At 50.6% G+C, this 24800-nt stretch carries 22 protein-coding genes and 3 pseudogenes; 9 read left to right on the top strand and 16 right to left on the bottom strand.

Features of this window, described 5'->3' with window-relative positions; translation table 11 throughout:
- Positions 1 to 4: 4 nt before the first annotated feature.
- Positions 5 to 1612 carry a cobyric acid synthase gene (locus L2725_RS19355; protein ID WP_249250471.1) on the top strand — a complete coding sequence of 536 codons (1608 nt, stop codon included), beginning with the start codon at positions 5 to 7 and terminating at the stop codon, positions 1610 to 1612.
- A 110-nt stretch (positions 1613 to 1722) separates the two neighbouring features.
- Positions 1723 to 2364 carry a cob(I)yrinic acid a,c-diamide adenosyltransferase gene (gene cobO / locus L2725_RS19350; RefSeq protein ID WP_249250470.1) on the top strand — a complete coding sequence of 214 codons (642 nt, stop codon included), beginning with the start codon at positions 1723 to 1725 and terminating at the stop codon, positions 2362 to 2364.
- A gap of 495 nt (positions 2365 to 2859) precedes the next feature.
- Here the strand turns inward: cobO and L2725_RS19345 are convergent, their stop codons facing one another.
- The 3 genes from L2725_RS19345 to L2725_RS19335 form a co-directional block, all read right to left on the bottom strand.
- A complete protein-coding gene (locus tag L2725_RS19345; RefSeq protein ID WP_249250469.1) occupies positions 2860 to 3279 on the bottom strand; it encodes a GFA family protein in 420 nt (139 codons plus the stop codon).
- 46 nt (positions 3280 to 3325) lie between these two features.
- Positions 3326 to 3721 carry a helix-turn-helix transcriptional regulator gene (locus L2725_RS19340; RefSeq protein ID WP_249250468.1) on the bottom strand — a complete coding sequence of 132 codons (396 nt, stop codon included), beginning with the start codon at positions 3719 to 3721 and terminating at the stop codon, positions 3326 to 3328.
- Between the two features lie 88 nt (positions 3722 to 3809).
- Complete coding sequence (locus L2725_RS19335) at positions 3810 to 4211, bottom strand: ExbD/TolR family protein (protein ID WP_115137045.1); 402 nt, start codon at positions 4209 to 4211, stop codon at positions 3810 to 3812.
- Positions 4212 to 4533: 322 nt separating this feature from the next.
- Between L2725_RS19335 and L2725_RS19330 the strand changes: the two genes are divergently transcribed.
- Entirely contained in the window at positions 4534 to 5955 is a 1422-nt protein-coding gene (locus tag L2725_RS19330; protein ID WP_249250467.1) for an endonuclease/exonuclease/phosphatase family protein, read from the top strand.
- A 49-nt stretch (positions 5956 to 6004) separates the two neighbouring features.
- On the opposite strand, the gene L2725_RS19325 is transcribed toward L2725_RS19330, so the two are convergent.
- The 4 genes from L2725_RS19325 to L2725_RS19310 all read right to left on the bottom strand — a co-directional run bounded on the left by L2725_RS19325 (position 6005) and on the right by L2725_RS19310 (position 11716).
- Positions 6005 to 6472 (bottom strand): OsmC family protein, encoded by a 468-nt coding sequence (locus L2725_RS19325; RefSeq protein ID WP_249250465.1) that lies wholly within the window; start codon positions 6470 to 6472, stop codon positions 6005 to 6007.
- 40 nt (positions 6473 to 6512) lie between these two features.
- Entirely contained in the window at positions 6513 to 7337 is an 825-nt protein-coding gene (locus tag L2725_RS19320) for a cobalamin-binding protein (RefSeq protein ID WP_283164378.1), read from the bottom strand.
- Positions 7338 to 7760: 423 nt separating this feature from the next.
- On the bottom strand, positions 7761 to 9110 hold the full coding sequence (locus L2725_RS19315) for a magnesium transporter (RefSeq protein ID WP_249250552.1): 1350 nt from the start codon (positions 9108 to 9110) through the stop codon (positions 7761 to 7763).
- A 203-nt stretch (positions 9111 to 9313) separates the two neighbouring features.
- Positions 9314 to 11716 carry a Lon protease family protein gene (locus L2725_RS19310; protein WP_249250463.1) on the bottom strand — a complete coding sequence of 801 codons (2403 nt, stop codon included), beginning with the start codon at positions 11714 to 11716 and terminating at the stop codon, positions 9314 to 9316.
- 230 nt (positions 11717 to 11946) lie between these two features.
- Here L2725_RS19310 and rihA point away from each other — a divergent pair, with 230 nt between their 5' ends.
- The 3 genes from rihA to L2725_RS19295 all read left to right on the top strand — a co-directional run bounded on the left by rihA (position 11947) and on the right by L2725_RS19295 (position 14471).
- Positions 11947 to 12894, top strand: a complete 948-nt coding sequence (gene rihA / locus L2725_RS19305) for a pyrimidine-specific ribonucleoside hydrolase RihA (protein WP_249250551.1) — start codon at positions 11947 to 11949, stop codon at positions 12892 to 12894.
- Positions 12895 to 13262: 368 nt separating this feature from the next.
- Positions 13263 to 13991: a hypothetical protein gene (locus L2725_RS19300; RefSeq protein ID WP_249250461.1), complete on the top strand. Its 729-nt coding sequence runs from the start codon at positions 13263 to 13265 to the stop codon at positions 13989 to 13991.
- 75 nt (positions 13992 to 14066) lie between these two features.
- On the top strand, positions 14067 to 14471 hold the full coding sequence (locus L2725_RS19295) for a cupin domain-containing protein (RefSeq protein WP_249250459.1): 405 nt from the start codon (positions 14067 to 14069) through the stop codon (positions 14469 to 14471).
- 62 nt (positions 14472 to 14533) lie between these two features.
- Here the strand turns inward: L2725_RS19295 and L2725_RS23390 are convergent, their stop codons facing one another.
- From L2725_RS23390 to L2725_RS23375, 4 genes and pseudogenes are all read right to left on the bottom strand, one after another.
- The gene (locus L2725_RS23390; RefSeq protein ID WP_428985304.1) at positions 14534 to 14716 is read right to left on the bottom strand and encodes a M24 family metallopeptidase C-terminal domain-containing protein; all 183 of its coding nucleotides are present in this window, start codon (positions 14714 to 14716) and stop codon (positions 14534 to 14536) included.
- A gap of 45 nt (positions 14717 to 14761) precedes the next feature.
- Positions 14762 to 15382: pseudogene (locus tag L2725_RS23385) on the bottom strand (M24B family metallopeptidase); the annotation flags it as partial.
- Positions 15383 to 15412: 30 nt separating this feature from the next.
- A pseudogene (locus tag L2725_RS23380) lies at positions 15413 to 15865 on the bottom strand (aminopeptidase P family N-terminal domain-containing protein); the annotation flags it as partial.
- 57 nt (positions 15866 to 15922) lie between these two features.
- Positions 15923 to 16321 (bottom strand): annotated as a pseudogene (locus L2725_RS23375) (aminopeptidase P family N-terminal domain-containing protein); the annotation flags it as partial.
- A 224-nt stretch (positions 16322 to 16545) separates the two neighbouring features.
- On the opposite strand from L2725_RS23375, the gene L2725_RS19285 reads away from it, so the two are divergent.
- The 3 genes from L2725_RS19285 to L2725_RS19275 all read left to right on the top strand — a co-directional run bounded on the left by L2725_RS19285 (position 16546) and on the right by L2725_RS19275 (position 19372).
- Positions 16546 to 17724 (top strand): MFS transporter, encoded by a 1179-nt coding sequence (locus L2725_RS19285; RefSeq protein ID WP_249250456.1) that lies wholly within the window; start codon positions 16546 to 16548, stop codon positions 17722 to 17724.
- Between the two features lie 40 nt (positions 17725 to 17764).
- Positions 17765 to 17947 (top strand): hypothetical protein, encoded by a 183-nt coding sequence (locus tag L2725_RS19280; protein WP_249250455.1) that lies wholly within the window; start codon positions 17765 to 17767, stop codon positions 17945 to 17947.
- A 207-nt stretch (positions 17948 to 18154) separates the two neighbouring features.
- Positions 18155 to 19372 (top strand): M24 family metallopeptidase, encoded by a 1218-nt coding sequence (locus tag L2725_RS19275; protein ID WP_249250454.1) that lies wholly within the window; start codon positions 18155 to 18157, stop codon positions 19370 to 19372.
- Between the two features lie 63 nt (positions 19373 to 19435).
- Here L2725_RS19275 and bamJ read toward each other — a convergent pair whose 3' ends face one another.
- The 5 genes from bamJ to L2725_RS19250 form a co-directional block, all read right to left on the bottom strand.
- A complete protein-coding gene (bamJ, locus tag L2725_RS19270; RefSeq protein ID WP_249250453.1) occupies positions 19436 to 19909 on the bottom strand; it encodes a BamJ family beta-barrel-assembly machinery protein in 474 nt (157 codons plus the stop codon).
- A 67-nt stretch (positions 19910 to 19976) separates the two neighbouring features.
- Positions 19977 to 20552 carry a DUF1294 domain-containing protein gene (locus L2725_RS19265; RefSeq protein WP_249250452.1) on the bottom strand — a complete coding sequence of 192 codons (576 nt, stop codon included), beginning with the start codon at positions 20550 to 20552 and terminating at the stop codon, positions 19977 to 19979.
- Positions 20553 to 20651: 99 nt separating this feature from the next.
- Positions 20652 to 21161, bottom strand: coding sequence for a hypothetical protein (locus tag L2725_RS19260; RefSeq protein WP_249250451.1), 510 nt, complete (start codon positions 21159 to 21161; stop codon positions 20652 to 20654).
- 298 nt (positions 21162 to 21459) lie between these two features.
- The gene (locus L2725_RS19255) at positions 21460 to 21975 is read right to left on the bottom strand and encodes a hypothetical protein (protein WP_249250449.1); all 516 of its coding nucleotides are present in this window, start codon (positions 21973 to 21975) and stop codon (positions 21460 to 21462) included.
- A complete protein-coding gene (locus L2725_RS19250; RefSeq protein WP_249250447.1) occupies positions 21968 to 24601 on the bottom strand; it encodes an Ig-like domain-containing protein in 2634 nt (877 codons plus the stop codon). The genes L2725_RS19255 and L2725_RS19250 overlap by 8 nt, the downstream gene beginning before the upstream one ends.
- Between the last annotated feature and the right edge of the window lie 199 nt (positions 24602 to 24800).

Genomic DNA, 24800 nt, shown 5'->3' with positions numbered 1-24800 from the left:
CAGGATGGGTAAATCTTCTCTGCCCAAGGCACCTGTGGGAAAGGACGCACATACCCTGATGGTGCAGGGCACGGCATCGGATGCCGGAAAGACTACGCTGGTTGCCGGACTGTGTCGGCTTTATGCCCGTAGTGGCACAGCAAAAATCGCTCCTTTTAAGCCCCAGAATATGGCGCTCAACAGCGCTGTCACCATTGATGGTGGCGAAATAGGCCGCGCCCAGGCACTGCAGGCCGCAGCTTGCTTTCAGTCTCCCCATACAGATTTCAACCCGGTATTGCTTAAGCCAGCGAGTAACACTGTTGCTCAGGTGATATTCCAGGGTAAGGCGTTAACTCAGTTGGAAGCGGTCTCCTTTTTTGGCAAAAATCGCGGTGAGTATAAATCCCGGGCCATGGAAGTTGTACTGGACTCATGGCAGCGCCTTAAATCCCAATATCAACTCATCTTCGTGGAAGGCGCAGGAAGTCCGGCTGAGATCAACCTCAGAGAGGGGGATATCGCCAATATGGGCTTTGCTGAGGAGGTCGATTGCCCGGTAATTTTGGTGGCTGATATCGACAAGGGTGGGGTATTTGCTCAGCTGGTGGGTACGCTTGAGCTGCTCAGTGATTCAGAGCGCGAGCGGGTCAAAGGTTTTGTTATCAACCGCTTCCGGGGTGATATCAGCTTGCTGCAATCAGGCCTTGAGTGGTTGGAAGAGCGCACCGGTAAGCCAGTCATTGGGGTGTTACCTTACCTTGAAGACTTGAGGCTGGATGCGGAGGACGCCGTCAATACCGCCTCCACAGATTCATCCGGGGCGAACTTTAAGGTTCAGGTGTTGGTTCATCCGAGGATCAGCAATCATACCGATTTCGATGCTCTGAGGTTGAACCCGCATATTGATTTCAGCTATCTCAACACCTCTGTCAGTGCCCAGGGAGCCTCTGCGGCAGATCTGATGATTATCCCGGGCTCAAAGAGTGTACGGGATGACCTGAGAACCCTGATCAACAACGGCTGGGGAGAGCATATTCGCAGGCACCTGAGATACGGCGGTAAAGTCATCGGTATATGTGGTGGTTACCAGATGCTCGGGTTAGAGGTTGATGACCCGGCCGGTGTAGAAGGAGAGGCTGGAGTAACCGATGGACTTGAGCTGCTGTCTCTGATTACCGAGCTCAAACCTCAAAAGCAGGTTCACAATGTTGAGGGAACCCTGAGACTTGGTGGCCATGAATATCCGGTTAAAGGCTATGAAATCCATTGTGGTCACAGCCATAAGCTACGCCCTGTAGGTTCACCGCTAACCTGGCAGCGCGCTGTTATTGAAGACGCTGGCAGTGCGATTCACCGGGGGGATGGTTTACTGGTGGATGATGGCATGATCTCAGAAGATAACCAGATATTCGGTACCTATCTTCACGGATTGTTTGACTCTCCTGAAGCCACTGCGGCGCTGTTGCAGTGGGCAGGCATGAGCGCAAATATCCATGCTCTGGATATGGATGAGCTCAGAGAGCAGGAACTTGATCGCCTTGCTGATACGCTCGCCGAGCATCTGGACATCAACCTACTTAACGCCATTCTTGCCGGTAGTGACACCATAAAAACAGAGGCTGCCAGCTGATCCCGGCAGCCTTGGCTTATCGTATACCTCAAGCATTACGGCTGGCCTGACGGACTGATTATAAGTTCGCGGGCAGGCTTGCTTACACTAAAAAGAAGAAACCCCTACTAATGTCAGAACAACAAGATAAAAACCAGTCAGAAGCGGACAGAATTGCTGCTGAGAAAGCCCTGCGTCACAAGGCCCGTCAACAGAAAGTAAAACAAGCCGTAGATGCCCGAGTGGCAGAAGCCACTGAAGAGCGTGGCGTATTGATGGTGATTACCGGTGATGGCAAAGGCAAAAGTACCGCTGGCTTTGGCACTGTTGCCCGTGCAGTGGGGCATGGCCAAAAAGCTGCTGTGGTGCAGTTTATCAAGGGTAACTGGGAATGTGGTGAGCGCAACTTGCTGGAAGGTGCCGGAGTGCCTTTTGCTGTGATGGCGACAGGTTTTACCTGGGAGACCCAGGATAAGGCCGCCGATACAGCGGCTGCGCTGGCGACCTGGGAACAGGCGGAGCAGTTTTTGGCGGATGAAAACACTGACCTGGTACTGCTGGATGAACTGACGTATATGGTGAGCTATCACTATCTGCCACTGGAAAGAGTGGTCGAGGCATTGAACAGTCGTCCTTTACATCAGCATGTCATTATCACTGGTCGTAACTGCCATAGAGAACTGGTGGAGTTGGCGGATACGGTAAGTGAAGTGGGGTGCGTAAAGCATGCGTTCAACAGCGGTATTAAAGCCCAGCCTGGCTTCGACTACTGAATTTCTTCGTGCTCACTTCTGTGGCTGCATTGTCGGCAAGGTTTCACCCCATCACGTAGCGCTGCTACGCTCAGGGGCTGAAACCTTTTGACGGCCTTGCCACAAAAGCGATCACTGTGAAATTGCTATCCTCGGATGCCGCTGTAATGTTGAAACAAGTCGACGGCTTTGTCAGAGCCTCGAACAGATTGCTGGATGTAGTATTGACGGACTGCGATACCTTGCCCAATTTCTTTAATGGTCTACATGCTGAATGTAGGGGCTGACACCTTTGCCACAAAACCAGACACTGTGAAATTAGTATCCTCGGATGCTAAACGAGCCTGGAGTCGAGTCCAGGCTTTGTCAGTGCCTCAAACAGATTACTGGATGTCACTAATAGCAACTTCCGGGTTGAAACCTTTTACTGGTTTTGCCGCATCGCAATCAATCACATGATTAGTCTGATTATCCCCATGTAGCGGTATCAACAGGAGCTGGGCGGTTAGACTTTATCTACTGGTCACTGGGGTGATCTTCACCATCCAATACAGGCACATTCTTCAATACAAATGGGTCAACACCATCCAGGCAGGCAATGTTGATAGCGTACAGTTTTGGATTGGATCTGCGTTGATGATGGGTGTAGATACCACATCTGGAGCAGAAGTAGTGTTTTGCTGTGTTGGTGTTGAATTGGTAAAGGCTCAGGAACTCTTGACCTTGCTCAATAGTCAAGTCAGCAAGTGCTACTGAGGCGACTATTGCCCCCCGGCGTCGGCACATTGAGCAATTACAGCGTCTGGGATCAATCAGCCCATTAGGTAAACGGACGCTAAATCTGACACTGCCACAGTGACATTGCCCCTGATGGACTGGCTGCACCTTGATCTCATCAACCAGAGGTTTTGAACTGTAGGTGTACTTCACACTCATCTATATGTCCTTTACCAAAGTGTTGGGGATTGGGTGTTCCTGTTTATTACTGGCTTAACAGATAAGCAATCGCAAATGCCAGAGTAAAAGATATCAGGGTTGCGCTCTTGTTCATTTGAGAGAGTTTACAGGCAAGAGCAGCTGAGAATATCGGTGTAAACTCTGGTTTGGGTTTTTGATGAATCAAGAGTTCATCAAGTTTCAATTCAAATGTGGCACACAAAGATTTGATTGACTCCGGTGATGCGACACCCGACTTTTCAATACGCTGAATGGTCCTCAGGCTGATGCCACTGACTTCAGCCAGATGAGTTTGACTCCATGCTCTTGCTTCTCTGAGTTGCTTCAATTTGATGTGGTCTAATTTCATTTTCATTGCGGCTTCCTCCGACATTTCTCTATCGCTATTGTCGTTGAAAGCCCCGGGTTTTTGGTACGTCATCAATAGGACACAATTACGTCAACTCAGTGTCGTCAATGCGTCCGGGGACTTTTTATCGCAGTGAGCGGTGGCAGTTTTGGAGCAGACCTTATTTGGCTTCAGTCACCGAGATTTTTTGTACCCCGGCGGTTCTTACCTGATCCATCACTTCCACAACCAGACCGTGTGAAGCGGCGGTTTCTGCGCGAATAAGCACTGCTGCTTCAGGCGCTTCTGCGAGCATGCGTTCAACGTTGGCGGTCACACGTTCGATATCCACCAGCCGGTTCTCCATGGTAATTAAGCCACTTTGGCTCACCAGTATCAGAATATTATCTGTCTTGGAGTCAGAATTTACGTTCGCTTCAGGCTTGTTGTAGTCAATCCCTGAAGGTTTGACAAAAGAGGTGGTGACGATAAAGAAGATCAGCATGATGAAGACAATGTCCAACATGGGGGTCATGTCGATTTGAGCTTCCTCTTCAATTTTTGAGTGCTTTTTTAAAGACATACCTTTGCTCTCTCTTTGGGGTGGTATTTGGCGGACTGAGCACTGTGTGCTGTCCTTTTATCCAACTTAAGCGATCCCTGAAGTGAATACCAATCTGATTCGAATATGGAGTTGTTCTGCAGTCAGATGAGCTTCGGCTGTCGCCTGTACCAGGGATAGTAAATCAACGTATTTTGTCTGATTTTCCAATGACGGCGTGATCCTCTTCGCGCTTGTTATCGTGGATGTTTTAAAGTCTTTGCTTGTCCTAAATGATTGATATCTAATTCAGGCGCACAACATAGATTGTGACGATAACTATATAAAGATGATGGTATTTATCATGAAAAAGAAACTAATCCCTGCACTGCTATCCTCCATGTTTTTGATGGCTTGCAGCTCCGATGACACAGTAATCGTCACCGAGCCTGCACCAGTGTCTGAAGTGAAATTCGCCCAGTTCAACCTGTCTTTTGCCGTTGATAACGACCCAGCTGAAAGTTACCAGCGCTGGGTCGAATATATGAGCCTGACTGTGGCTGAGCAGGACAAGTTGATTGCTGCCTGGAAAGAAGATGTCGCGGCCGGTGAAGAGGGAGGCGCAGATCACCTGCTGGCTGAGCGCGTTATCCAGATCCGTAACATCGCAGCAATTATTCAGAAGAACCGTCCAGATGTACTCTTGATGAATGAGTTCAACAACGACGGTGATGCAGTCGATACCAAGGTATTGGAAGGCTTCCAGAACAACTATCTGGCGGTGTCTCAGAGTCTGAACAGTGTCGATGGTGGTGACATGTTGGAGCCAATTGAGTACCCATTCGCGCAAAATTACGCCACCAACACAGGTTTGATGACAGAGTTTGATCTGAATAACGATGGTCAGAAAAATGGTGCTGATGATGCGTATGGCTTCGGTTTCTACCATGGTCACTACAGCTTTGCTCTGTTGTCCAGATTTGAAATTGATACCGAAAATACCCGTACTTTCCAGAAGTTCCTGCGTAAAGACCTGCCAGGCTCAGTGAATCCAGAAATTGAAGTGTGCGATGGCAGCAAGCCGATTCCTGAAGGCATGGCCTGTGGCGACCTCTGGTACAGCAAGGCAGAGTGGAATGCGCTGCGCTTGTCATCCAAAAACCATGTGGATGCTCCGATTCTGGTGAATACGCCGAACGGCAAAGTTGCCGTTAACGTACTGCTGGCCCACCCGACGCCGTCAGGCTTTGATACTGTGACTTATAACAACCGTTATCGTAACAGCGAGGAGAACCTGTTCTGGCATCATTACATCAGTGGTGAAGAGAGCCTTTATGATGACAAGGGCAACACTGGTGGCTTCAGCGGTCAGCACTTTGTCGTGATGGGTGACATGAATGCCGATAACGTGATTGGTACTCAAATCAACAAGCCCTGGGACGGCATTATGCAGTTGCTGGGTAATGAGAAGGTTAACCAGAGTGTGGCTCAGGTAGGCCAGGAGTTTACCCCAACCAGCCTTGGTGCCTTTGAGTCGAAAAACCCTGCCAATGGCTGGAACCCGGTCCACACAAATCCTGAAATTCGGACCAGTGTATTTGGTTCCCGTGCCGATTACGCTGTGCCTTCAGCCAGCCTGGAGGTTGTTGACTCAGGCGTTTACTGGGCTGCAGAAGGGTACAAAGGTCGCCTGCTGTTTAACGATCCTCGTGTGGGAAAATACGGTGACAGCAAAGAAATTTCCTCAGACCACCGCTTTGTTTGGGTGACAGTGAAAGTCGACTAATCTTAGGTCGATGCTAAACGACAAGGGCAAGCCAGCAGGCTTGCCTTTTTTATTGGTAGGGTTTTATTTCCACTTTGGTGGTAACTGAGTTGGCGATATAGCAGCTGTTATGAGCCATTTGATGTAGCTTTTGTAGTTGCTCGTGAGAAGGCTGTTTCTCTTCGCTGAAACTGACTTTGGGGGAGAGAGTCAGTTGGCTGACACCGGTTTTGCCGTTAGCCATTTTGCCCAAAGTCCCGACCGGAGAATCCGAGTAGTGAGTGACGATATATTTACGTTTGGCGGCAATGGCGAGAAAGGCCATCATATGGCAACTGGCCAATGCGCCGATAAAGGCCTCTTCAGGGTCGATAGCCTGAGTTGAAGACAGCGGCTCAGCAATAATCGAAGGTGAGGATGAGGCTTTGAGTGTGTCACCGTTATCCAGCAGCCACTCATGCTCACGACTGAATTCTCCGGTTGCGAAACTGTCCGATGCTTGCTGCTGCCATCTAATATCCAGAGTGTGCTTGCTCATCGTGAATCTTCCCTGTTTTAGCTAATAGCTTTAGCTCTGATTACTTTGAATAGGCTGTGCGGGCCTTATCCAATGCATCACAGGTCGCTGTGACTCCCTGGGTGACACGAGGGCCGGCACGGTGCAGCAGATCGGCGTTCAACTGATAAATCTGATGCTGCTTTACTGCGGGTATATCTGGCCATTGCTGCCAGTCCACGCCCAGAATATTACCCTTATCCTGGCTTTGCAGTATCACCTGGGGAGAGGTCAGCAACACATTTTCCAGACTGACCTGTGGGTAGGCCGAGGCCGCATTGGCAAATACGTTTGTGCCACCGCAGACCGCCAGAATTTGTTGGATCCAGCTGCCCTCAGCTACAGTCATCAGTGGTTGAGACCAAAGTTGATAGAAGACTTTGACTGGGGCCGCGTTAGCATGATCCTGTCTTTGCTTCGCCAGTTCGTCACGCAGTTGTTTTGCTTGTTCAGCCGCCTGTTGGGTGTGACCTGTCAGCTCGCCCAGCTCTTCAAGTTCATCGGCGACCGCTTCCAACGTTTTGGGATCCGAGTTATACAGTTTAAGTCCCAGTTGATGCATTCTGTCCATGTCTTCAGGCCGGTTGCCACTCCCCCACACCACTACCAAATCAGGGTTCAACGCCAACAGCTTTTCCATCTGAATGCCATGGTAGCCACCAATGCGGGGGATCTGTTTGGCTGCTTCGGGATAGTCTGCGTGATCTGTGGTGGCGATAATCCTGTCTCCGGCTCCTATTGCATACAGCATCTCAACGGCATGGGGAGATAGAGCGACAATGCGGTCGGCTTTTGCCAGGCATTGGAAAGAGACTAATAACAGAGCAACGGCAAAAACTGGTTTCATGACAATCCCTGGAAGCTTGAAAGCAAGACAGGATACCCGAGTTGGTGTGATTACGACACCATGTTGAGTATTATCCTGATGCTGGATTGCTGCAGCAGGTGAGCCTTTTAATTTATTTAAAAAACAACGATTTAATACTAATTTATGATTGTCCGATATGAATTGCTGGCTTAGCTTGAAGGGGCACTACTGCAAGGGATTGAATCAAAGGAGAATTTAAGGATGATTAAGAAAGTTGCTGCGTTAATTTTCGCTTCTGCAATGTTTGGTGCTTCAGCTGGTGTGGCTGTAGAGACTGGTTATTGGACCGACGTGAGAAGTTTTTGCAAACAGTACCCCAATCAGTGTGTATGTGATCCTTACTATAATCACTGCATCATTAAATAAGAAAAACCCGGCGCTTGCCGGGTTTTTTTACGCTTTCTACAGGAACAGCAAGGTCGCCAGACCCAGAAAGGTCAGAAAGCCCACCACATCTGTTACTGTGGTAAGAATGACCGAGCCGGAGAGCGCAGCGTCCTGATCCAGCTTCTGCAGTATCACAGGAATAAGTACCCCTGACGCAGCAGCGACCAACATATTGATCAGGATTGCGCAGGCGATAACCACGCCGATTTCCGGGCTGGTAAACCACCATCCGGCCACCAGGCCTATTACACCTGCCCATAATACGCCGTTAAGACTGCCTATCCCTAATTCGTTTTTCAGCAGTGCCCACATATTCCCAGAGCTTATCTGGCCAGTGGCCATGGCGCGAATCATCAGAGTCAGCGATTGGCTGCCGGCTATGCCGCCCATGGAGGCGACGATTGGCATCAACACGGCCAAAGCGACCACCTGCGTCAGAACATCTTCAAACAGGCCAATAGTGGCCGACGCCAAAAAGGCGGTCAGCAGGTTAATGCCTAGCCAAACTGCTCGCTGGGATGCGCCTTTGATGATGGGGGCAAACAGGTCGTGAGTTTCATCCAGACCTGCTGTTGCCATCAACTGAGCTTCGTAATGCTCGCGCATCAGCCAGGTGGCGCTGCGCAAAGTGATCCGTCCAAGCAGCCTGTCATCCGCGTCGATAACCGCCAGCTCAAGTTGCTCGCTGTGCTCCATGGCTTCCGAGGCATCGAACAAAGAGGTATCTGCCCGGATACTTCTGGCGTCGTCAGCCATTAACTCCTTTAGCTGCAGTGATGGATCGGCGCGACGTATATCCTGATGGCTGACGCAGCCTACCAGCACGTCATCGTCATCGGTCAGAAACAGGGTATCGTTACAATCCAGTTCGATACGGCGGATAAACTTCTGAGCCTGACTGACACTGGCATGAGGACTCAGCACCAGTACCTGATGGTCTACATAGCGACCAATTTCGTTTTCCGAGTAGAGGTCAAATCGGGCGTATTGTTGCCGTTGACGCTCATGCATCAGAGCCAGGGCTCTGTCTGTGAGCTCATCGGGCAGCGAGTCACTCCAGTCGATCAGTTGCTCTGCAGTCAACTGCGACAGAATGCTGTCCACCTGAACATCCGACATATGCTTGAGCATGTCGATTCTTGGCTCAGCTCGCATATCGTCGAGCACTGCCAACTGTTCATCTTCACTGACCTGCAACCAACGTTCGTGACGTTCATCCAGCGGCAGAGCTTCCAACAAGAGTGCTATGGTGCCGGGCTCTGCAGCTTCCAGAATCTCGTCAAAAACGACCGCCTGCTGTTCTCCTTCGGCACCGGTAAGTTGTTCTACTACCTGGCCCACCTCAGGTTGAGGCGCGACCGGCATTTCTGTATTGGCTGATGTCTGAGGCACGAGATGGGACCTTGGTGAATGATGGCGCCACTATAGCCAAGGGGCCTGACTGCATCAAGTCTGTGTGTTTGTAGTTATTCTGAGTGTGCTCAAATGATTAGAAGAACGTAGTGTGGGTATAATAAATAAAAATGCCTCCGGCGGGAGGCATTTTTCAGGTTTGGGTTCGCAAGAGATTAGCTTGCTTTGAACGCCTGATGACCATTATCGCTTGGATTGTCTGTCAGTGCTTCCTGCTGCTTGCGGTATTCGGTCAGCTGTCTTTCGGCACGGCTGGACATACAGGTGTCGCCCTCAACCGGGGTGCCGGTAAGAATGCTGGCAGCTTCGGTGACATGATTAACCGTCCAGATATGGAACTCTCCCTTCTCAATGGCTTCCACTATGTCTTTACGCAGCATCAGGTTCTGACGGTTGGACTCGGGGATAATCACGCCCTGGCCGGGATCCCGCCCCTTTATAGAGCAAACATCAAAGAAGCCTTCAATCTTCTCATTCACTCCGCCGATTGGCTGAGCCTCGCCAAACTGGTTCATTGAACCTGTAATGGCGATGTCCTGTTTCAATGGCACGCCGGAAATAGCCGACAAAATGGTGCAGCATTCGGCCATTGAGGCACTGTCGCCATCGACACCACCATAGGACTGCTCAAAGGTGAGATACATGGTCAGTGGGATTTTGGCACTCTTACCCAGTCGCGCAGCCAGGAAGGCGGTCAGGATATATACGCCCTTGGAGTGGATTTGGCCACCCAGGCGAACCTTGTGCTCAATATCCAGTACCTCGCCCTCACCGTAAGCTGTGCTGGCGGTGATGCGATTGGGCAGGCCAAACTGGTGATCTGTGGTGGCAAGTACTGACAGGGCGTTGATTTGCCCCACTTTCTCACCCACCACATCAATCAATGTAGTGCCATTGGTAAAGGACTCCAACAGATTGTCCTGCAGCCTGGATACCCGGGTTTGCTGGGCTTCCAGCGCCTTCTCCACGTGCTGTCTGGCTATGCTCTCTGCATTGTCTCCACCGGCATAGTAGTTGGTCTCACGCAGCAGGTTGGCAACATCAGCAGAATAGAGTGACAGCTTGTTCTGGTTATCCGCCTGACGGGCACTGAACTCAATGATCCGCTCCATGGCATCCCGCTCACAGGGCAGCATCTTGTTGTCCTGCACGATTGAGGCGATAAAGCGGGCGAATTGGGCTTCGGACTCCTGAGTTCGGGCCATCACATTTTCGAAGTCGGCGGTGACCTTAAACAGTTCTGCAAAGTCGGGATCGTACTGCTGCAGCAACTGGTATGTGTGTCTGTCCCCAAACAGCACGATTTTGACATCAAGTGGCACAGGTTCCGGTGACAGTGAGATAGCACCTGAAAGTGAGACTTCCCGCTCCAGCGAGCTCAAATCCAGTTGGCGGGAGCGAAGAGAGCGCTTAAGGCCATCCCAAACATAGGGGCGCTCCAGGACTTTCTGCGCATCCATCATCAATACGCCACCATTGGCCTTGTGCAGGCTACCGGCTCGGATTAACGAAAAGTCAGTAAATACTGTGCCCTTGTAGGTCGCGTTTTCCACATAACCGAACAGGCTGTGGTAGTTGGGGTTTTCCTCGACCACGATTGGGAAGCCGTCATCTTCTCCACTCACCAGTACATTAACCTGATAGCGACGGGGCAGCTTTTTATCCAATGAAGCGTAAGAGAAGGCCAACTGTTCTTCGGTTTGCTCCAGAAAGATATCCAGATTATCGAGAATATCTGTCTGCATCTCTTTCAGATAACCCTGCACTTCGGGCAAAGATTTATACTGGCGCTTCAGCGGCTGCATATAGTGTTTGAGCACATCTTTGGCTACCTGCTCATCATGGGCTTGTTGCTGATCAGAAAACTCCTCTTCCCACTCGGTCATATCCCGGACGATGCGCCGGAGCTTGGTTTCCAACCCTTTGATGTCGGTCTCAAACTGAAGCTGCTCTTCGGGGGAGAGGGCATCATATGTCTCTTCACTGTGGGGTTCTTCGCCATTAAGGGCGACCAGTTGGTAGTCTCCATTGCTGCTGATGGAAAGACTGATCTGCTTGCTTTTGGCATCCTCCGCCAGTTCACCCAACACCTCTTCCTGACGACCGGCCAACTGGGCTTTGCGTTTTTCAGCCCGGCTGTAGTACATCTCGTTATCGAAGGCCATCGGCAGGGCTTTGGCCAGCTTTTTCATCAGGTTTTCGATGGACTTCTTAAAGCCGGACGCACTGCCGGCTGGCAGGCTAAGTACCTTGGGCTGGCGGCTGTCATCGAAGTTGGCGACATAACACCAGTCCTGGCGTTGCTTGTCGTTGGCGGGGTGAGTATTGAGGTAACGCAGCATCATAGTGCGCTTGCCCAGGCCGTTCTCGCCTATGGCGTAAATGTTGTAGCCCTTGTCCTTGATAGACATGGCAAACTCCACCGCCTGTCTGGCCCTTTGCTGGCCAATAATGTCATCCAGTGGCACCAGGTCGTCAGTGGTCTGACAATCACAGTGGGGAGTTTGCAACTGCGTGGCGCGGTACACTTGCTTGCTGCTGAGAGTCGTTATCGCCATATCAGATCCTTTTTTGGTGGATTCTTATTTACGACAATAAGATACGAAATCACAGATAGCAAAGACTATGGGCTCATAAGGTGATTTTTTCGCCAGTAAAAATGCTAAATCAGGATAAAGTGTTAAGGCTTTAACTCCTGCTGTGTGTACGTTCCGTGGAGGGATCACAGACAGGTGAAGCGCAGGGGATTATGCTGAGCGGATAATAAGGAGAAAACCCGATGACTGATATGACATCAACTGTTACGCCTCGTCCCATTATTCTTGATTGTGATCCTGGCCATGATGATGCAATCGCCATGATCATGGCTCTGGCAAATCCGCAACTGGATGTGTTGGCTGTGACCACCAGTGCCGGTAACCAAACGCCGGATAAAACCCTGCGCAATGCCCTGAGTATCCTTACTCTGTTGGGACGCAAAGATATCCCGGTGGCCGGGGGCGCTGCCAAGCCGCTTAAACGCGAGCTGATTATTGCTGACAATGTTCACGGGGAGAGTGGGTTGGATGGCCCAGAGCTACCAGAGCCCGCCTTTGCAGCCGTCGAGCTCACCGCATGGGAGCTGATGGCACAGCAAATTCAGGCCAGCGAACACCCAGTGACTTTGGTGCCTACAGGCCCTTTAACCAATATTGCCACCTTTCTGCTGGCCTATCCTCACCTGAAACCTCGTATTGAACGCATCGTCTTGATGGGGGGCGCAGCTGGTGTCGGTAATTGGACCCCGGCAGCTGAGTTCAATATTTTCGTCGACCCAGAAGCAGCAGATATTGTATTCCGCTCAGGGATTCCTTTGACCATGTGTGGTCTGGATGTCACCCATAAAGCCCAGATTATGGATGAAGACGTAGCGCGTATGCGCGCCATTGATAACCCTGTTGCCCAGTGTGTTGCCGATCTGCTGGAGTTCTTTGTGATTTATCACAGAGATCCCAAATGGGGCTTTGATGGCGCACCACTGCACGACCCTTGCACTATTGCCTGGCTGCTGAAGCCTGAGCTGTTCACTGGTCAGGATTGTTATGTTGCCATTGAAACCCAAAGCGAGATGACAGTTGGAATGACGGTTGTGGATCGTTATCACCTGACCGGCAAGTCCGCCAACACCCATGTGTTATTTGACCTGCAGCGGGAGCGATTCGTTGACCTGCTGGCAGAGAGCCTTGAGGCCTGGTAAGTCACTATCATCAAAGAATGCCACCTGAGGGTGGCTTTTTTGTGTCTCAGGTTTCTGCTTATATCGTCAAACAGCCTTTCCCATTTGGGAAACTTATCAACTCTGATATTAGCTATCTGTTTGTTTTTATTGCTAACAATTGTTGGCACAGTGCTTGATGTAACTGAGCTTCTTTAAATAAGGAGCAACCAATGAAAGTCATAACAACAATAGTCATTTCCTTGATATTAGCTGGCTGTGCATCTTCAGATATTAGCCCTCCGCACCCTCTTGGTCCCAGCGGGACCTCTAAGCCGGTGCTAACCCGGGTTGATTCGGCCCCGGGGATCGTTCTGTGGAGCGATGGTGTAGCTGCGCCGGAGAATACTATGCAGCTATTGATTGAGGCGAGAGCCAAGTTCAGTCGTCAGGTGGTGACTCCGCCGGATTTTAATACTCTTAAGGTGCTGAATAATGAAGCGCTGATTGCCCTTAGCTCTGAGTTACCCGGGACCGCAAACTTAACTCTTACCGAAGAGATGTTTAATGGTGATGAGCACAGAACGGCAACCATAGTCAGACATGAGGCATGCCACATCATGGCTATTGAAGGTTGGAAAGCTATGGGGCTGGGCAGTCGGACAGATATCGGATTGAGCTATGGTCATCCGGCGGTGGCAGACTGGCTGGATGAAACTCTGGCTGTGATGTGTGAACCAGAAGCTAGCCGACTGGATCAGCCTTTTACACCGATTCCCATGGCTGACTACCTGACCATGGAGCACCCGGTATTTGCCACCATGAAGGCTCAGCTTGAAGTAATGCAGAATTCCGCTGGACAGGGAGATTCAGAAGATGACAGCGGACCCATGGTTATTGTGATGGACGAACCGGAAGAATCAGATTTGCCGGGAGACTATTACACCCAGAGCGCCTGGATAAGAGAGCTGATTCTGGATCAACTGGGGTATGAAGGGATAAGGCAGATATACAAGAGTGCTGCAGCCGGTGTTAATCCTTCCAGAGCGTTAATGCAAAGGCTGGGCGCTGACAGTTGGCAACAAATGGATACTCTGTTTGCTGATTATCTGGCTCGAGCTGGTGCGCCATTAAGATAAATTCACTGTCACCGTTTGATTACGGCAAGGAAGATGAGCTTATGATGAGGAAAATCTTCTTTATCAGGAGGCTCCATGAAGCCACAAAACCTTGATATACAAACCAGTGAGGTTTGGCAGCATCTGAAATCCGGTGAGGACTTTCCGACAGGGTTTACCATGCGCGGTACTTTACCTGCCGATCCCGGCGGCGTTGAGCTGATGCTTGAAGGCTGGGAGGCGGGCAGTACTGAGCCTCCTCACTGCCATCCGGGCGATGATATGACTGTGATGAGTCAGGGCGAAATGCATGTGCAGTTCTATCTGGAACAGGACGGCAAACTGCTGAAAGATGGCCCGGTTGAAGTCTTTCATCAGGGGGAAACGGCCTATATCCGTAAAGGGCGTATCCACAGCGTGTTATATGCCAGTGAATGCCGTTTGGTCTATGTGCACAGTGGTGAATTCGACTTTATTGAGAGCAAGTTGCCGCAGGCGTAAGCGCTTTACAATAATATAAAAATGCCGCAGAACTCTGCGGCATTTTTTATTCAGCTTTACAGTCAGATTGCCTGGGTGGCTTTGGTCAGCCAATCCAGCTCATCACCGCTCAGCAGTGGCGAGATAGCTCTGAATACACGGGTGTGGTAGCTGTTGAGCCAACTGATTTCCGCCTGGGTCATTAATGACTTATCCAGCAGGCGCAGGTCGATAGGGATCAGAGTCATAGGCGTAAACTCAAACATCTCCCGTTCCGCATCTTTCAGCGCATCACAGCGGCGAACTTCAACCAGGTTCTCGATGCGGATTCCGAATCCATCAGCTTTGTAGTATCCGGGCTCATTTGACAGCACCATACCGGGCTGCAGTGCCACGTCATTTGCGTTTTTACCGATACGTTGCGGACCTTCGTGCACGCTCAGGAAGTGACCTACACCATGACCTGTGCCATGGTCATAATCAAAGCCATGTTGCCAAAGGTGCATGCGGGCAAACGCATCCAACTGTTGTCCTGTGGTGCCTTTGGGGAAGCGGGCGGTATCCAGCGCAATATGCCCCTTCAACACCAGAGTCACCATTTTTTTGTGTTCGTCAGTTACTTCGCCAATGGCAATCGTCCGGGTCACATCAGTGGTGCCGTCGAAATACTGTGCGCCGGAGTCTACCAGGTACAGGCTGTTCATTGTCAGTTGCGCCGGTGTGCCATTCATATGGTTGTAGTGGCACATGGCGGCGTTGCTGCCTGCGGCGGAGATGGTATCGAAGCTTGGCTCAACATACTGCTTATCCACCAGACGGAAGCTCTCCAGCTTGTCCGCCAATTGGGCTTCATCATACAGTTTGCCCGCGGCGACCTCCTTATCGAGCCAGGCCAGGAAACGACTGACGGCAGCGCCATCGCGAACATGACAGGCACGCATACCGGCCAGCTCAACCGGGTTCTTGGCCGCTTTGGGCAAAGCAACCGGGTCCATCCCTTCTACCAGTCTGGCTCCAGCATCGCGGGCAATAAGCTGAGACGCTGCGTTGGCACTGTTGGCGTCGGCCAGCAGTCTTTGTCCTTCCAGTGCCTTAAGGGCGGCAGGCAATTCAGACTCTTCAGCAAAACTTACGCCTGTGCCCACATGACTTTGAATCTCTGATGGCAGCTTGCTGATGTCGGTAAAGAAACGCATATCACCATTGGCCCAAAGCAGGCCTGTGCCCATCACTACAGGCAAGCGTGGCACAGCGCGACCACGGATATTGAGCAGCCAGGCAATAGAGTCCAGTGCAGCTATCAGGGCAACATCTGCGCTCTCTTTGGCAATCAGTTCACCAATCTGCTTGCGCTTATCAAGGCTGGCAGCCCCCGTGAGCTGGTCACTGATCAGCAGTACATCATCGCACTCAGGGAGTGGGCGATTTTGCCAGTGCAGATCGATAGGGTTTTGAGCCACAGCCACCAGTTCAATATCAGCCTTGGCCAGGCGCTTTTGAGTGGCCTCATACCAGGCCAGAGTGTGCAGCCTTGCGTCCACGCCTACTTTGCTGCCCGCAGGAAGTGTTCCGGCGAGATAGTCAGCCTGTGGTGTATCGGTCAGGCTTTCATAATCAAACAGTTTGCCATCAACCTGCTGACGAACCTGCACCGTATAGCGGCCGTCGGTAAAAATTGCCGCCTTGTCTGCCATGACTATCACAGCCCCGGCGCTACCGGTGAAGTTACTTATCCAGTGCAAACGCTCATTGTGAGCGGGGACATATTCGCCCAGATATTCATCGGCGCGCGGAATAATAAACGCCTGCAGCTCCTCTTTGGCCATCTCGTTGCGAACAGCATTCAGACGGGTGGCAATAACTTCTGACATACGGATTCCTTTACTCATTCGTTCGTCAGGCATTTGGCGAACGTTGATATCTTATTGTGCAGGGATTATGGCAGGGGGGAGGAAGCGGGTGCAAGTCGGCCTGCCGGCCAGTGAATTTCGCTGCGAGGGACAGTATATTCTGTTACAGGTGTCTGGTTTTCCTTTATTTACATTCGTGAAACAATGCCTGCACGTTACGGGGAGACACGGAGTCACGCGGCATAATGAACAAAACGGTTTGGTTACTGACCCTGGCTCAGGCATTGGCTATGAGCGCAACGCCGATAATGGTGCTGTTGGGTGGCATTGTTGGCGCGCAGCTCAGTCCGACTCCGGAACTGGCAACCCTGCCATTGGCGCTGACCGTGGTGGGGGTGGCACTGACTGTGATCCCGGCATCCAGACTAATGCGTCGTTATGGTCGTCGCCTGGTGTTTCTTTTAGGTTCGCTCTGGGGGGCCGGTTCAGGCTTACTGGCCATGGCGGCGATTCAGGCTTCTCATTTCTGGCTGTTTTGTTTCTCCGGAATCATGCTTGGGGGCGCCGCCTCCATTGTCCTTCAGTACAGGTTTGCCGCGATGGAGGCGGTACCTGTTACTCAAGCTGCCAAGGCGGCGTCACGGGTATTATTGGGCGGTTTGGCCGCTGCCATTATCGGGCCTGAACTGGCAGTGTTTGGCGAGTCTTTGCTGACAACCCGGTTTGCCGGCGCATTTATGATGCTCAGCCTGATCTGTCTGGCGTCGTTTGTTGTCTTGCTGTTCTACCGGGAGCCTGAATCTCTGCAGGATGAGTCCTCTTCCCGTGAGGCTGGCAGGCCTCTGCCTGAGATCCTCTCATCTCCCATGATATGGGTGGCTATTCTGGGCGGTATGCTTGGCTATGCCCTGATGAGCCTGATTATGACGGCCACACCTTTGCATATGCACCACCATGGCAGTCATTCACTGGCTGATACCAAATGGGTGATACAAAGTCATATCATCGCCATGTACCTGCCATCTCTGTTTTCCGGCTGGTTAATTGCCAGACTGGGCATAGTCCCTATGATGCTCGCCGGGTTGGTGGCTTACCTGGCGACTGTGGTTATGGCGCTGTCTGGCAGTGGCCTGCTGAATTACTGGAGTGCTCTGGTGCTCCTGGGTATTGGCTGGAACTTCCTGTTTGTCGGAGCCACAGCGTTGCTGCCCAACTGCTACCGTCCTGTTGAGAAATTTCGGGTTCAGGCGTTTAACGACAGCTTCGTGTTCAGTGCTCAGGCGGTAGCATCCTTAAGCGCGGGCTGGCTGCTGCACAGTTTTGGCTGGCAGACCTTGTTGCTCAGTACCTTGCCCTTTATTGGCATGCTGCTGATAGTCATTGCCAGCTGGCAATGGCGTCAAAGGGCTGTATCTCAGGCATGACAGGCGTATGCTGAAGTAACACTTGTTACCGGAGCCGCTTATGACTGATAAAAAACACAGAGTCGGTAATGGCGTGGGAATAGGCGCTGTCGTTGGCCTGGCCATAGGTGCCGGGCTGGGATTTATGTTTGACGACCTGTTTTACTTTATGGCCTTATGGTTAGTGACCGGGGTGTTTCTTGGCATGCTGGTAGACTATGTACGGCTTGGAAAGCGTAAATAGCTTTTCTTTTTCTCTGGCTTACATTCCTTTTTAAAAACAATCCATTCGGGATTTATCTCCCCGTTGTGCCGTGTAGTTTCCAACATTATTGAGCAATTTTTTGGTCGGTTAACTGGGCATTGGTTTTTAAATTGTATATTTTATCCTGATTATCTGTTGGCCAGGTTTGTGCCGACTTCCGAATAACGAAAACACAAAGGTGACCTTATGACCCTGGGCGTTGGGGGTTCAACCCCTGAAATCGAACTGGCTAAACTGTCAGATATGACTGGTGGTATTGAGCCAATTTCACAAGCTGAGTTGAGTGCAAGGCTGGAAAAAGCACAGAGACTGATGCAGGAGCAGGGGATTGAGGCGCTGTATCTGAATGCCGGTTCCAATCTTTATTATTTTACCGGTCTGCGTTGGTACGCCTCAGAGCGCATGGTGGGGGCAATTTTGCCTGCCAGGGGCAAGCTTGAGTATATTGCTCCTCACTTTGAGATGGGCACCATCCAGGGCTTTATGAATGTTCAGGGAGAGGTGAACACCTGGCATGAAGATGAGTGTCCATATGAGTTGGTCAATACCGTGCTGACCCGTATGGGTATCAACTCAGGTAAGCTGGCCATTGATGAATCCGCCGCGTTCTTCCTGTGTGAAGGAGTGCGCCTGGCCAACCCGAACATGCAGTTGCAATCTGCTCAAAGCGTGACTCAGGTGTGCCGCGCCTGTAAGTCAGAGGCTGAGATTGCCATTATCAAACGTGCCATGGATATGACGCTGGAAGTTCATAAGGCTGTTGCCCGCATCCTGCATCCAGGTATTACAGTTGCCGACGTCGAAGCCTTTATCGAAAAGGCACACATGAAGGTGGGTGCACCGGCAGGCAACTACTTCTGCATCGTGCTTTTTGGTGAGGATTCACAGTATCCTCATGGCGTGAAAACCCCCAAAGCGCTGGAAGCGGGTGAAATTGTATTGATAGACACCGGCTGTGAGTTGTTTGGTTATAAGTCAGATATCACCCGTACTTACGTGTTCGGTGATGCTAGCGAACGTCAGCGGGAGATCTGGGATCTGGAGAAAGCCGGTCAGGTTTCGGCCTTTGCTGCAGCCAGGTTGGGTGAGCCCTGTGGCAATGTGGATATCGCAGTCCGTAATACGCTGGAAGCGGCTGGGATGATGCAAGACTACGGACTGCCAGGCCTGCCGCACAGAACCGGCCATGGCATAGGTCTGGACATTCATGAGGGGCCCTATCTGGTGCGCAGCGATAAAACGCCACTGCAGGTGGGAATGTGTTTCTCCAATGAACCTATGCTCTGTATTCCTGGCGAGTTTGGTATTCGACTGGAAGACCACTTCTACATGTCTGCCAATGGACCTGTTTGGTTTACCGAACCTGCACACTCGATTGATGACCCATTTGGTTATCAGGCGTGATTGATATCAATTGAGATAAAAAAAGCCCGGCATTGCCGGGCTTTCGTTTATTGAGCTTGGGCGTTATTCGTTGATGCCCAGCAATTCCACATCAAAAATCAATACTGAGCCACCTGGGATTTTTCCGGCGCCACGATTTCCATAGCCCAACTCTGCCGGAATAAAGAAACGTACTTTATCGCCGACAGTCATCAGTTGCAGACCCTCAGTCCAGCCTTTGATAACCCGGTTTAGTGGGAAGGATATCGGCTCGCCACGTTCTACCGAAGAGTCGAATACGCTGCCGTCAATCAGAGTGCCGTGATAGTGCACTTTTACCGTGTCAGTGGCTTTGGGGTGAACGCTGCCATCACCCTTGTGCAGAAATTCATACTGCAGTCCTGACGGTGTGACATTTACCCCTTCGCGGGCCTGATTGTCATGCAAAAATGCCTGACCGGCGGCCATATTGGCTTGAGCCTCTTTGTGGTTGTTCATTGTGGTGAAGAAGTAAAAAATCACACAGGCGATAACCACCACGGCGAGCAAGATACGCATATCTCTATTTCCCTGAAATTGAATTGGTATTTATGTTACTGAGGGTATATGACAGGGTAAAGCAGATTCAGTTCCAGCTGGAGTGGATTGATTGCCAATAAACCAATGCCACCAATCCACAGATATTCATCAGAGCCATCAGATAAAGCACCACCGAGAAAGAGGTTTTGCTGCTTTTATGCCTCAGCCAATGACGGGCAATGAGTGCGCCGGGCCAGCCGCCTATCAATGCCTGAAGTTGCAGGCTCATCTCACTCAGTCGCCAGTGTCCCAGCTTTGCAGCCGACTTGTCTCTGGCATAGCTGATGAAAGTAAACAGGCTCATCAACAGGTAGAGCCCGACCATCCAGTCCGGCAGATACCTGAGCACAGCTGCACCGGCTAAGGTTGCAAGAAATGTAATGGCGAAAAGTACGCTGAATGAAATCCAGCCGCCATGGAGGTTGATCCTCATAGCACTTGGCTTACCTCTCTGATCTGGCACCTGTTCAAAACTGATGGTGTCGCCAATGCGGGGGCGGCGTCGTTTGCTGCTGAACTGTTTGATATGGACAAAGACCTTGCTGCCTTTGTTATTCTCGGCGAAACCAAAGCCCCTTTCATCCTGCCATTCGATGATTTTGCCCTTGTGTCTTGTGCTCAAACTTTGCCCCATTGATAACAGCGATACAGCAAGCTACTGAAATACTTAGAAGACTGCAAATATTACAGAAAAAAAGCCGGCAAACGCCGGCTCTGACGGTCAATGAAGTAGCAAGGTATAGCTTAGTCTTGGGGCATCATGGGCGTCATCATATTGCCAGTTACGGCTGGCGGGATTATATCCATCAAGCCAAAACGAATAGCGCTGACCGCTCAGGGTAACGGTGTTGGCTTGATGAGGTTTTATGTGTTGTACAGGGCCAACTTGCGGAACCAGCATCAAGCTGCCATCCCGGTTGTAGGAGAGAGCGAAGTGGCGAGGCCCCTCAGTAGTTGGGAAGGTGACATTATCGCAGGCATCATCCAGCTTAATCGCTTTTAGTTGATTGCCCTGATAGAGATGACGCGCCTCAAGCGAGCCCGTCGTATATTCGGAGGAAGAACGGATATCACAGTTATCACAAAGCGTTGTCTCACTTTCCCAGTTGATACTTTGCTGCTGGAAATTGAGTTGGCCTTTAATAAGCTGCCACTCAGTCGATGCCATAACAGAGGTTGGCAGAGCCAAGGATAGCATTAACGGAAAATAGGAAATCGGTACTTTAATCATAATCAATCCCTGAAAAATCAAAAAAATAACGCATTGAAAATAGTGTTGTCTTGCAGCAGCTTTTGCAAATTAGATAGTTTTAAATCAATCGGTTATGTTTTTCTGAATTGTCGGTTGAGAGAGTGGTTTTTGCTATCTCATGCTGATTTTTTCATCTGCTGTGACAGGGAATGTTGTCGAATCAGGTTTGGCCAAGGTTTCGACAATTTGATTAAATTTTCGTTTTGCCGAAGTGGAATGAGAAAAACCGGCCGGAGCCGGTTTTTATATTTACTGTATCCAAGAGATAAAGCAGGGCTTACAAAGCCAGTAGCGTGTACTTAATGGCCGGGGCATCATGCTCATTGTCATATCGCCAGTTGCGGCTGGCAGGATTGTAACCATCCAGCCAGAGCGCAAACTCCTGACCATCCAGTTGCAGCGTGTTGGACTGATGTAGGTTCAGGTGCTGCATTTCACCATTAGGCTTACGCAGCATCAGACTGCCATCCTTGTTATGGGAAAGAGGGAGTTTGACTGGGGCTTGCTGGTGAGGAACTGTCACCCAGTTTTTAAATTGCTCAACTTTAACAGCACGCCATTCATTCCCCTGCAGCAGCTTATGACTGACAGTTGGACCGGATGGGTGGTAGCCCTTATCCGTTTCTATGCTGCAGTCGTTGCAGCTATGCAGCGAGTCTGAGCTCCAATCAATGGTCTGACCCGCATAGGCAAGCTCTCCCTGAGTCAGTTGCCAGTGTTGGGTGGTTTCTGTCGTTGACTGACAGCCTGCCAGTGCAGTCATCATTAGCAGTGCAGTGAAACTCTTAGTCATGGTTGAGTCCTCTTATTTTGTCGAGCAAGACCTGGCTTGGTGCCGGCTCACTAATGGTTTCCTGTTGGTCGGAATTCATCACATTGGTCTCCTGGCGGGGGCGTTGACGTTGCTCATTGCCACCGACGTTGCCACTCCAGGTTCGATTAAACTGCAGATCCAAGATCGCCCACTCGTTGTAGTCTCTCAACTCGTCAATACTGCCATCACCATTAATATCCATGGGGCCAACGAGGTTGTCGTAAGAGCCATCGCAATTGAAATCCACAGAGCCTGATTCTGTATGGCCAAAGCCCTGAGTTTCATCGAGCGTGTTTTCGTTGAGAGTCATGCTAAGGCCGTCGGAGTAGTCCATGGCAAACTCTTCTGGTGCGACATCGAAACCATTGACCAGAGTATTTTCTGCTTGGTTACAGTTAAGATTGTCGTAGAAGAAGCGGCGGTAGTATCGATCGCCTTCTCGGTTACCTATGCTGGGTAATCCTTGCAGCTGGTAGAGATAGTTCATGCTGCTCAGATAGTTGGGCTTGTTGTTAAATCCATCTTCGCCACCGTGGTACAGACCCAGGTTATGACCAAGTTCATGCAGTATGGTGGAAGCCTGCATGTTGATAACTGTATTGCGACTGGCTTCAGTCTCCAGTGAGAATCCCCAGTTGCCCATACTGATGAAGAAGTCATTACCATATATCTCTGCATAGCCGGAAGAGCCTGCTGCACCGTCAACCTGTTGACTGTTGGCCATCAACATATAGTGGAAGATAGGTTTACGGCGTAAATCTGAATGCTGCACCTTATGGTCGCCAATGCTTGGAGCTTCTGCAGAGGAGGTGAACAGAGTTTGCTGATAGAAAGGCACCTGATTACCGCCGCCCAGATCCATATTGGCCGGTGAGATTCCATCGGCCTGATCGTAGAGGTCACCTACGTCAAAGTGTACTTGATAGCCACGGGCTTCAAACACTTCCTGAACTCTTTCCAGGGAGCGTTGGTGAGGGGTGATTCCGGGATCATCACTCTCCATGTAATCCACTTCGATGAAGATATCTTTTACATTTTCCCGAGCTCCCCAGTCATAAAGTGGCAGGCCGGCAAAGGTAGTTCCCGGCTGTTCTGCACAATCGGGTATTCCATCTTCATCAAGGTCGTCGCGACAGCTACTGACGTCATTGATACCGCCGGGAGTCATATAGAAGGCTGTACTCCAGTCGTTTCCTGAGTCGGAATCCCGGACACTTTGGTCTCTGACAATACTCATGCCCAGTTGGGTTTCCAACACAGGGGCGCTGCCATCAGTCCAAAAACCTGCTGATGTTGGCTCATCAGTGCTTTCACCGAAGCGGACAAAGTCGACAGTTTGATTGCCATTGGCAGTTAAGAGTTCAACGAACCCGGACTCATACCAAAGGGGACGAACATTGTCTGACGCCTCGCCAATTAGGATAAGTTGCTCTGAGTCGGCAACATTGGATTGCCAGTAACCGTTACCAAATCGCCCCTGAATGACCATATATTCACCGGGCGCCAGGGTTTTGTCTGACAGGGAAAAGGTTTGAACGCCGGATTCTGCCCAGGCATCCAGGTCAAAGGTTTCAGCTTTTACTGCATAGTCCGCCAGGCTGACTGAGCGGTTGGTACCGTTGTATAACTCTATCCAGCGGTTATCACTGCCATATTTCGAAGCTGAAACTTCGGTGATGATTAGGTCTACCGCTTCAGTCGTAAAGGTAGTGATGCTGTCTGTGTCCATGGCTGTGCCATGAAAGTTACTGACGGCGCCAGTGGTCTTAAGCTGATAGTCAGTATCGGCCATCAGGCTGGTTTTGGGAGTCAGAGTCCAGGTTTTGTTATCGGCGGAGGTGAGCTCCGCTTCGATGCAGGAAGCAAAGTTATCCGCAGACAGTTGAATACCGCCTGCACATGTCTGGGAGCTTGCAGTTTGTGGGGCCTGCATTATGTCATCAAACGTGAGAGTGATTGCCGGGGTGAGCGCAACTCTTGTGGCCTTGTCTGCAGGGCTGACACCAGTGATTACCGGGGCAGAAGTATCAATGATCTTAATATCTACATTGATCTGAATTTCATCTTCCTGATCAGTGATGGTAAAGACCAGAGTTTCACTGTCGATTGCGTCTTTATTGGTTAGATAGGTAAAGCTCAATGGCTGACCATCTATAGCTTCAATCTGACCATTGCTGGCTTCTACTGCCAATGCGCCGGATAACTCGTCGCCATCCGGGTCGGTAGCGACAAGGTCAAATTGCAGACTGTTGTTGAACTCCACCTCAAAGCTAAGGTCGTCGGCGGTGGGGAGACGATTGATGTGCTGTATGTTGGTGGAGACTTCTGTAGAGGCCGTTGCACCATCGTTGTCCTCTACCGTGACATCAAAGCTGAGCAGGGTGGTCGCTGTGACTTCCGGCACCTCAAAGCTGATGCTGGCGCTGTCCTGAATGAAGGAGATATCCGGCCCAGCGGTTTGCACCCAGGTATATTTCACAATACCACCATCAGAGTCCTGGGCATTTACACTCAGGGTTGTATTGGTTCTCTCGTCTATCGTTTGGGGGGCATTGGAGCTGACTTCTGGAGATTCGTTGCTGTCCAGACAACCTGTCAAAGTCATGATTGCGAGAGGCAAAACGGCAAGTTTGAATGAAGGTTTAACCACGTTTGACAAATTCCTTATGTCGCATGTTTTTAATGTTTGTGCGAATTGTGTATTTGTTGTTGCGTGAATGCAATTGATTGTTTTTGTTTGGGGTGGGTCTGGAAAGGTTGAGATATTGCTGTGTGTTCGCTCGATGGAGGTTTGCTTTGTTTGA

It is taken from the genome of Shewanella corallii, assembly GCF_023349125.1.
Lineage (GTDB): Bacteria > Pseudomonadota > Gammaproteobacteria > Enterobacterales > Shewanellaceae > Shewanella > Shewanella corallii.
This window is presented reverse-complemented; position numbering and strand designations above follow the sequence as displayed.

What these genes read in the sequence shown, in the direction of transcription:
- L2725_RS19275 (WP_249250454.1), top strand. Translation starts at nt 18,155, where the DNA reads ATGACCCTGGGCGTTGGGGGTTCAACCCCTGAAATCGAACTGGCTAAA.
- L2725_RS19300 (WP_249250461.1), top strand. Translation starts at nt 13,263, where the DNA reads ATGCAGCTATTGATTGAGGCGAGAGCCAAGTTCAGTCGTCAGGTGGTG.
- bamJ (WP_249250453.1), bottom strand. Translation starts at nt 19,909, where the DNA reads ATGCGTATCTTGCTCGCCGTGGTGGTTATCGCCTGTGTGATTTTTTAC.
- rihA (WP_249250551.1), top strand. Translation starts at nt 11,947, where the DNA reads ATGACATCAACTGTTACGCCTCGTCCCATTATTCTTGATTGTGATCCT.
- L2725_RS19260 (WP_249250451.1), bottom strand. Translation starts at nt 21,161, where the DNA reads ATGATTAAAGTACCGATTTCCTATTTTCCGTTAATGCTATCCTTGGCT.
- L2725_RS19325 (WP_249250465.1), bottom strand. Translation starts at nt 6,472, where the DNA reads ATGAGCAAGCACACTCTGGATATTAGATGGCAGCAGCAAGCATCGGAC.
- cobO (WP_249250470.1), top strand. Translation starts at nt 1,723, where the DNA reads ATGTCAGAACAACAAGATAAAAACCAGTCAGAAGCGGACAGAATTGCT.
- L2725_RS19280 (WP_249250455.1), top strand. Translation starts at nt 17,765, where the DNA reads ATGACTGATAAAAAACACAGAGTCGGTAATGGCGTGGGAATAGGCGCT.
- L2725_RS23390 (WP_428985304.1), bottom strand. Translation starts at nt 14,716, where the DNA reads ATGTTTGAGTTTACGCCTATGACTCTGATCCCTATCGACCTGCGCCTG.
- L2725_RS19255 (WP_249250449.1), bottom strand. Translation starts at nt 21,975, where the DNA reads ATGACTAAGAGTTTCACTGCACTGCTAATGATGACTGCACTGGCAGGC.
- L2725_RS19340 (WP_249250468.1), bottom strand. Translation starts at nt 3,721, where the DNA reads ATGACGTACCAAAAACCCGGGGCTTTCAACGACAATAGCGATAGAGAA.
- L2725_RS19320 (WP_283164378.1), bottom strand. Translation starts at nt 7,337, where the DNA reads ATGAAACCAGTTTTTGCCGTTGCTCTGTTATTAGTCTCTTTCCAATGC.
- L2725_RS19250 (WP_249250447.1), bottom strand. Translation starts at nt 24,601, where the DNA reads ATGACTTTGACAGGTTGTCTGGACAGCAACGAATCTCCAGAAGTCAGC.
- L2725_RS19315 (WP_249250552.1), bottom strand. Translation starts at nt 9,110, where the DNA reads ATGCCGGTCGCGCCTCAACCTGAGGTGGGCCAGGTAGTAGAACAACTT.
- L2725_RS19310 (WP_249250463.1), bottom strand. Translation starts at nt 11,716, where the DNA reads ATGGCGATAACGACTCTCAGCAGCAAGCAAGTGTACCGCGCCACGCAG.
- L2725_RS19285 (WP_249250456.1), top strand. Translation starts at nt 16,546, where the DNA reads ATGAACAAAACGGTTTGGTTACTGACCCTGGCTCAGGCATTGGCTATG.
- L2725_RS19345 (WP_249250469.1), bottom strand. Translation starts at nt 3,279, where the DNA reads ATGAGTGTGAAGTACACCTACAGTTCAAAACCTCTGGTTGATGAGATC.
- L2725_RS19330 (WP_249250467.1), top strand. Translation starts at nt 4,534, where the DNA reads ATGAAAAAGAAACTAATCCCTGCACTGCTATCCTCCATGTTTTTGATG.
- L2725_RS19335 (WP_115137045.1), bottom strand. Translation starts at nt 4,211, where the DNA reads ATGTCTTTAAAAAAGCACTCAAAAATTGAAGAGGAAGCTCAAATCGAC.
- L2725_RS19355 (WP_249250471.1), top strand. Translation starts at nt 5, where the DNA reads ATGGGTAAATCTTCTCTGCCCAAGGCACCTGTGGGAAAGGACGCACAT.
- L2725_RS19295 (WP_249250459.1), top strand. Translation starts at nt 14,067, where the DNA reads ATGAAGCCACAAAACCTTGATATACAAACCAGTGAGGTTTGGCAGCAT.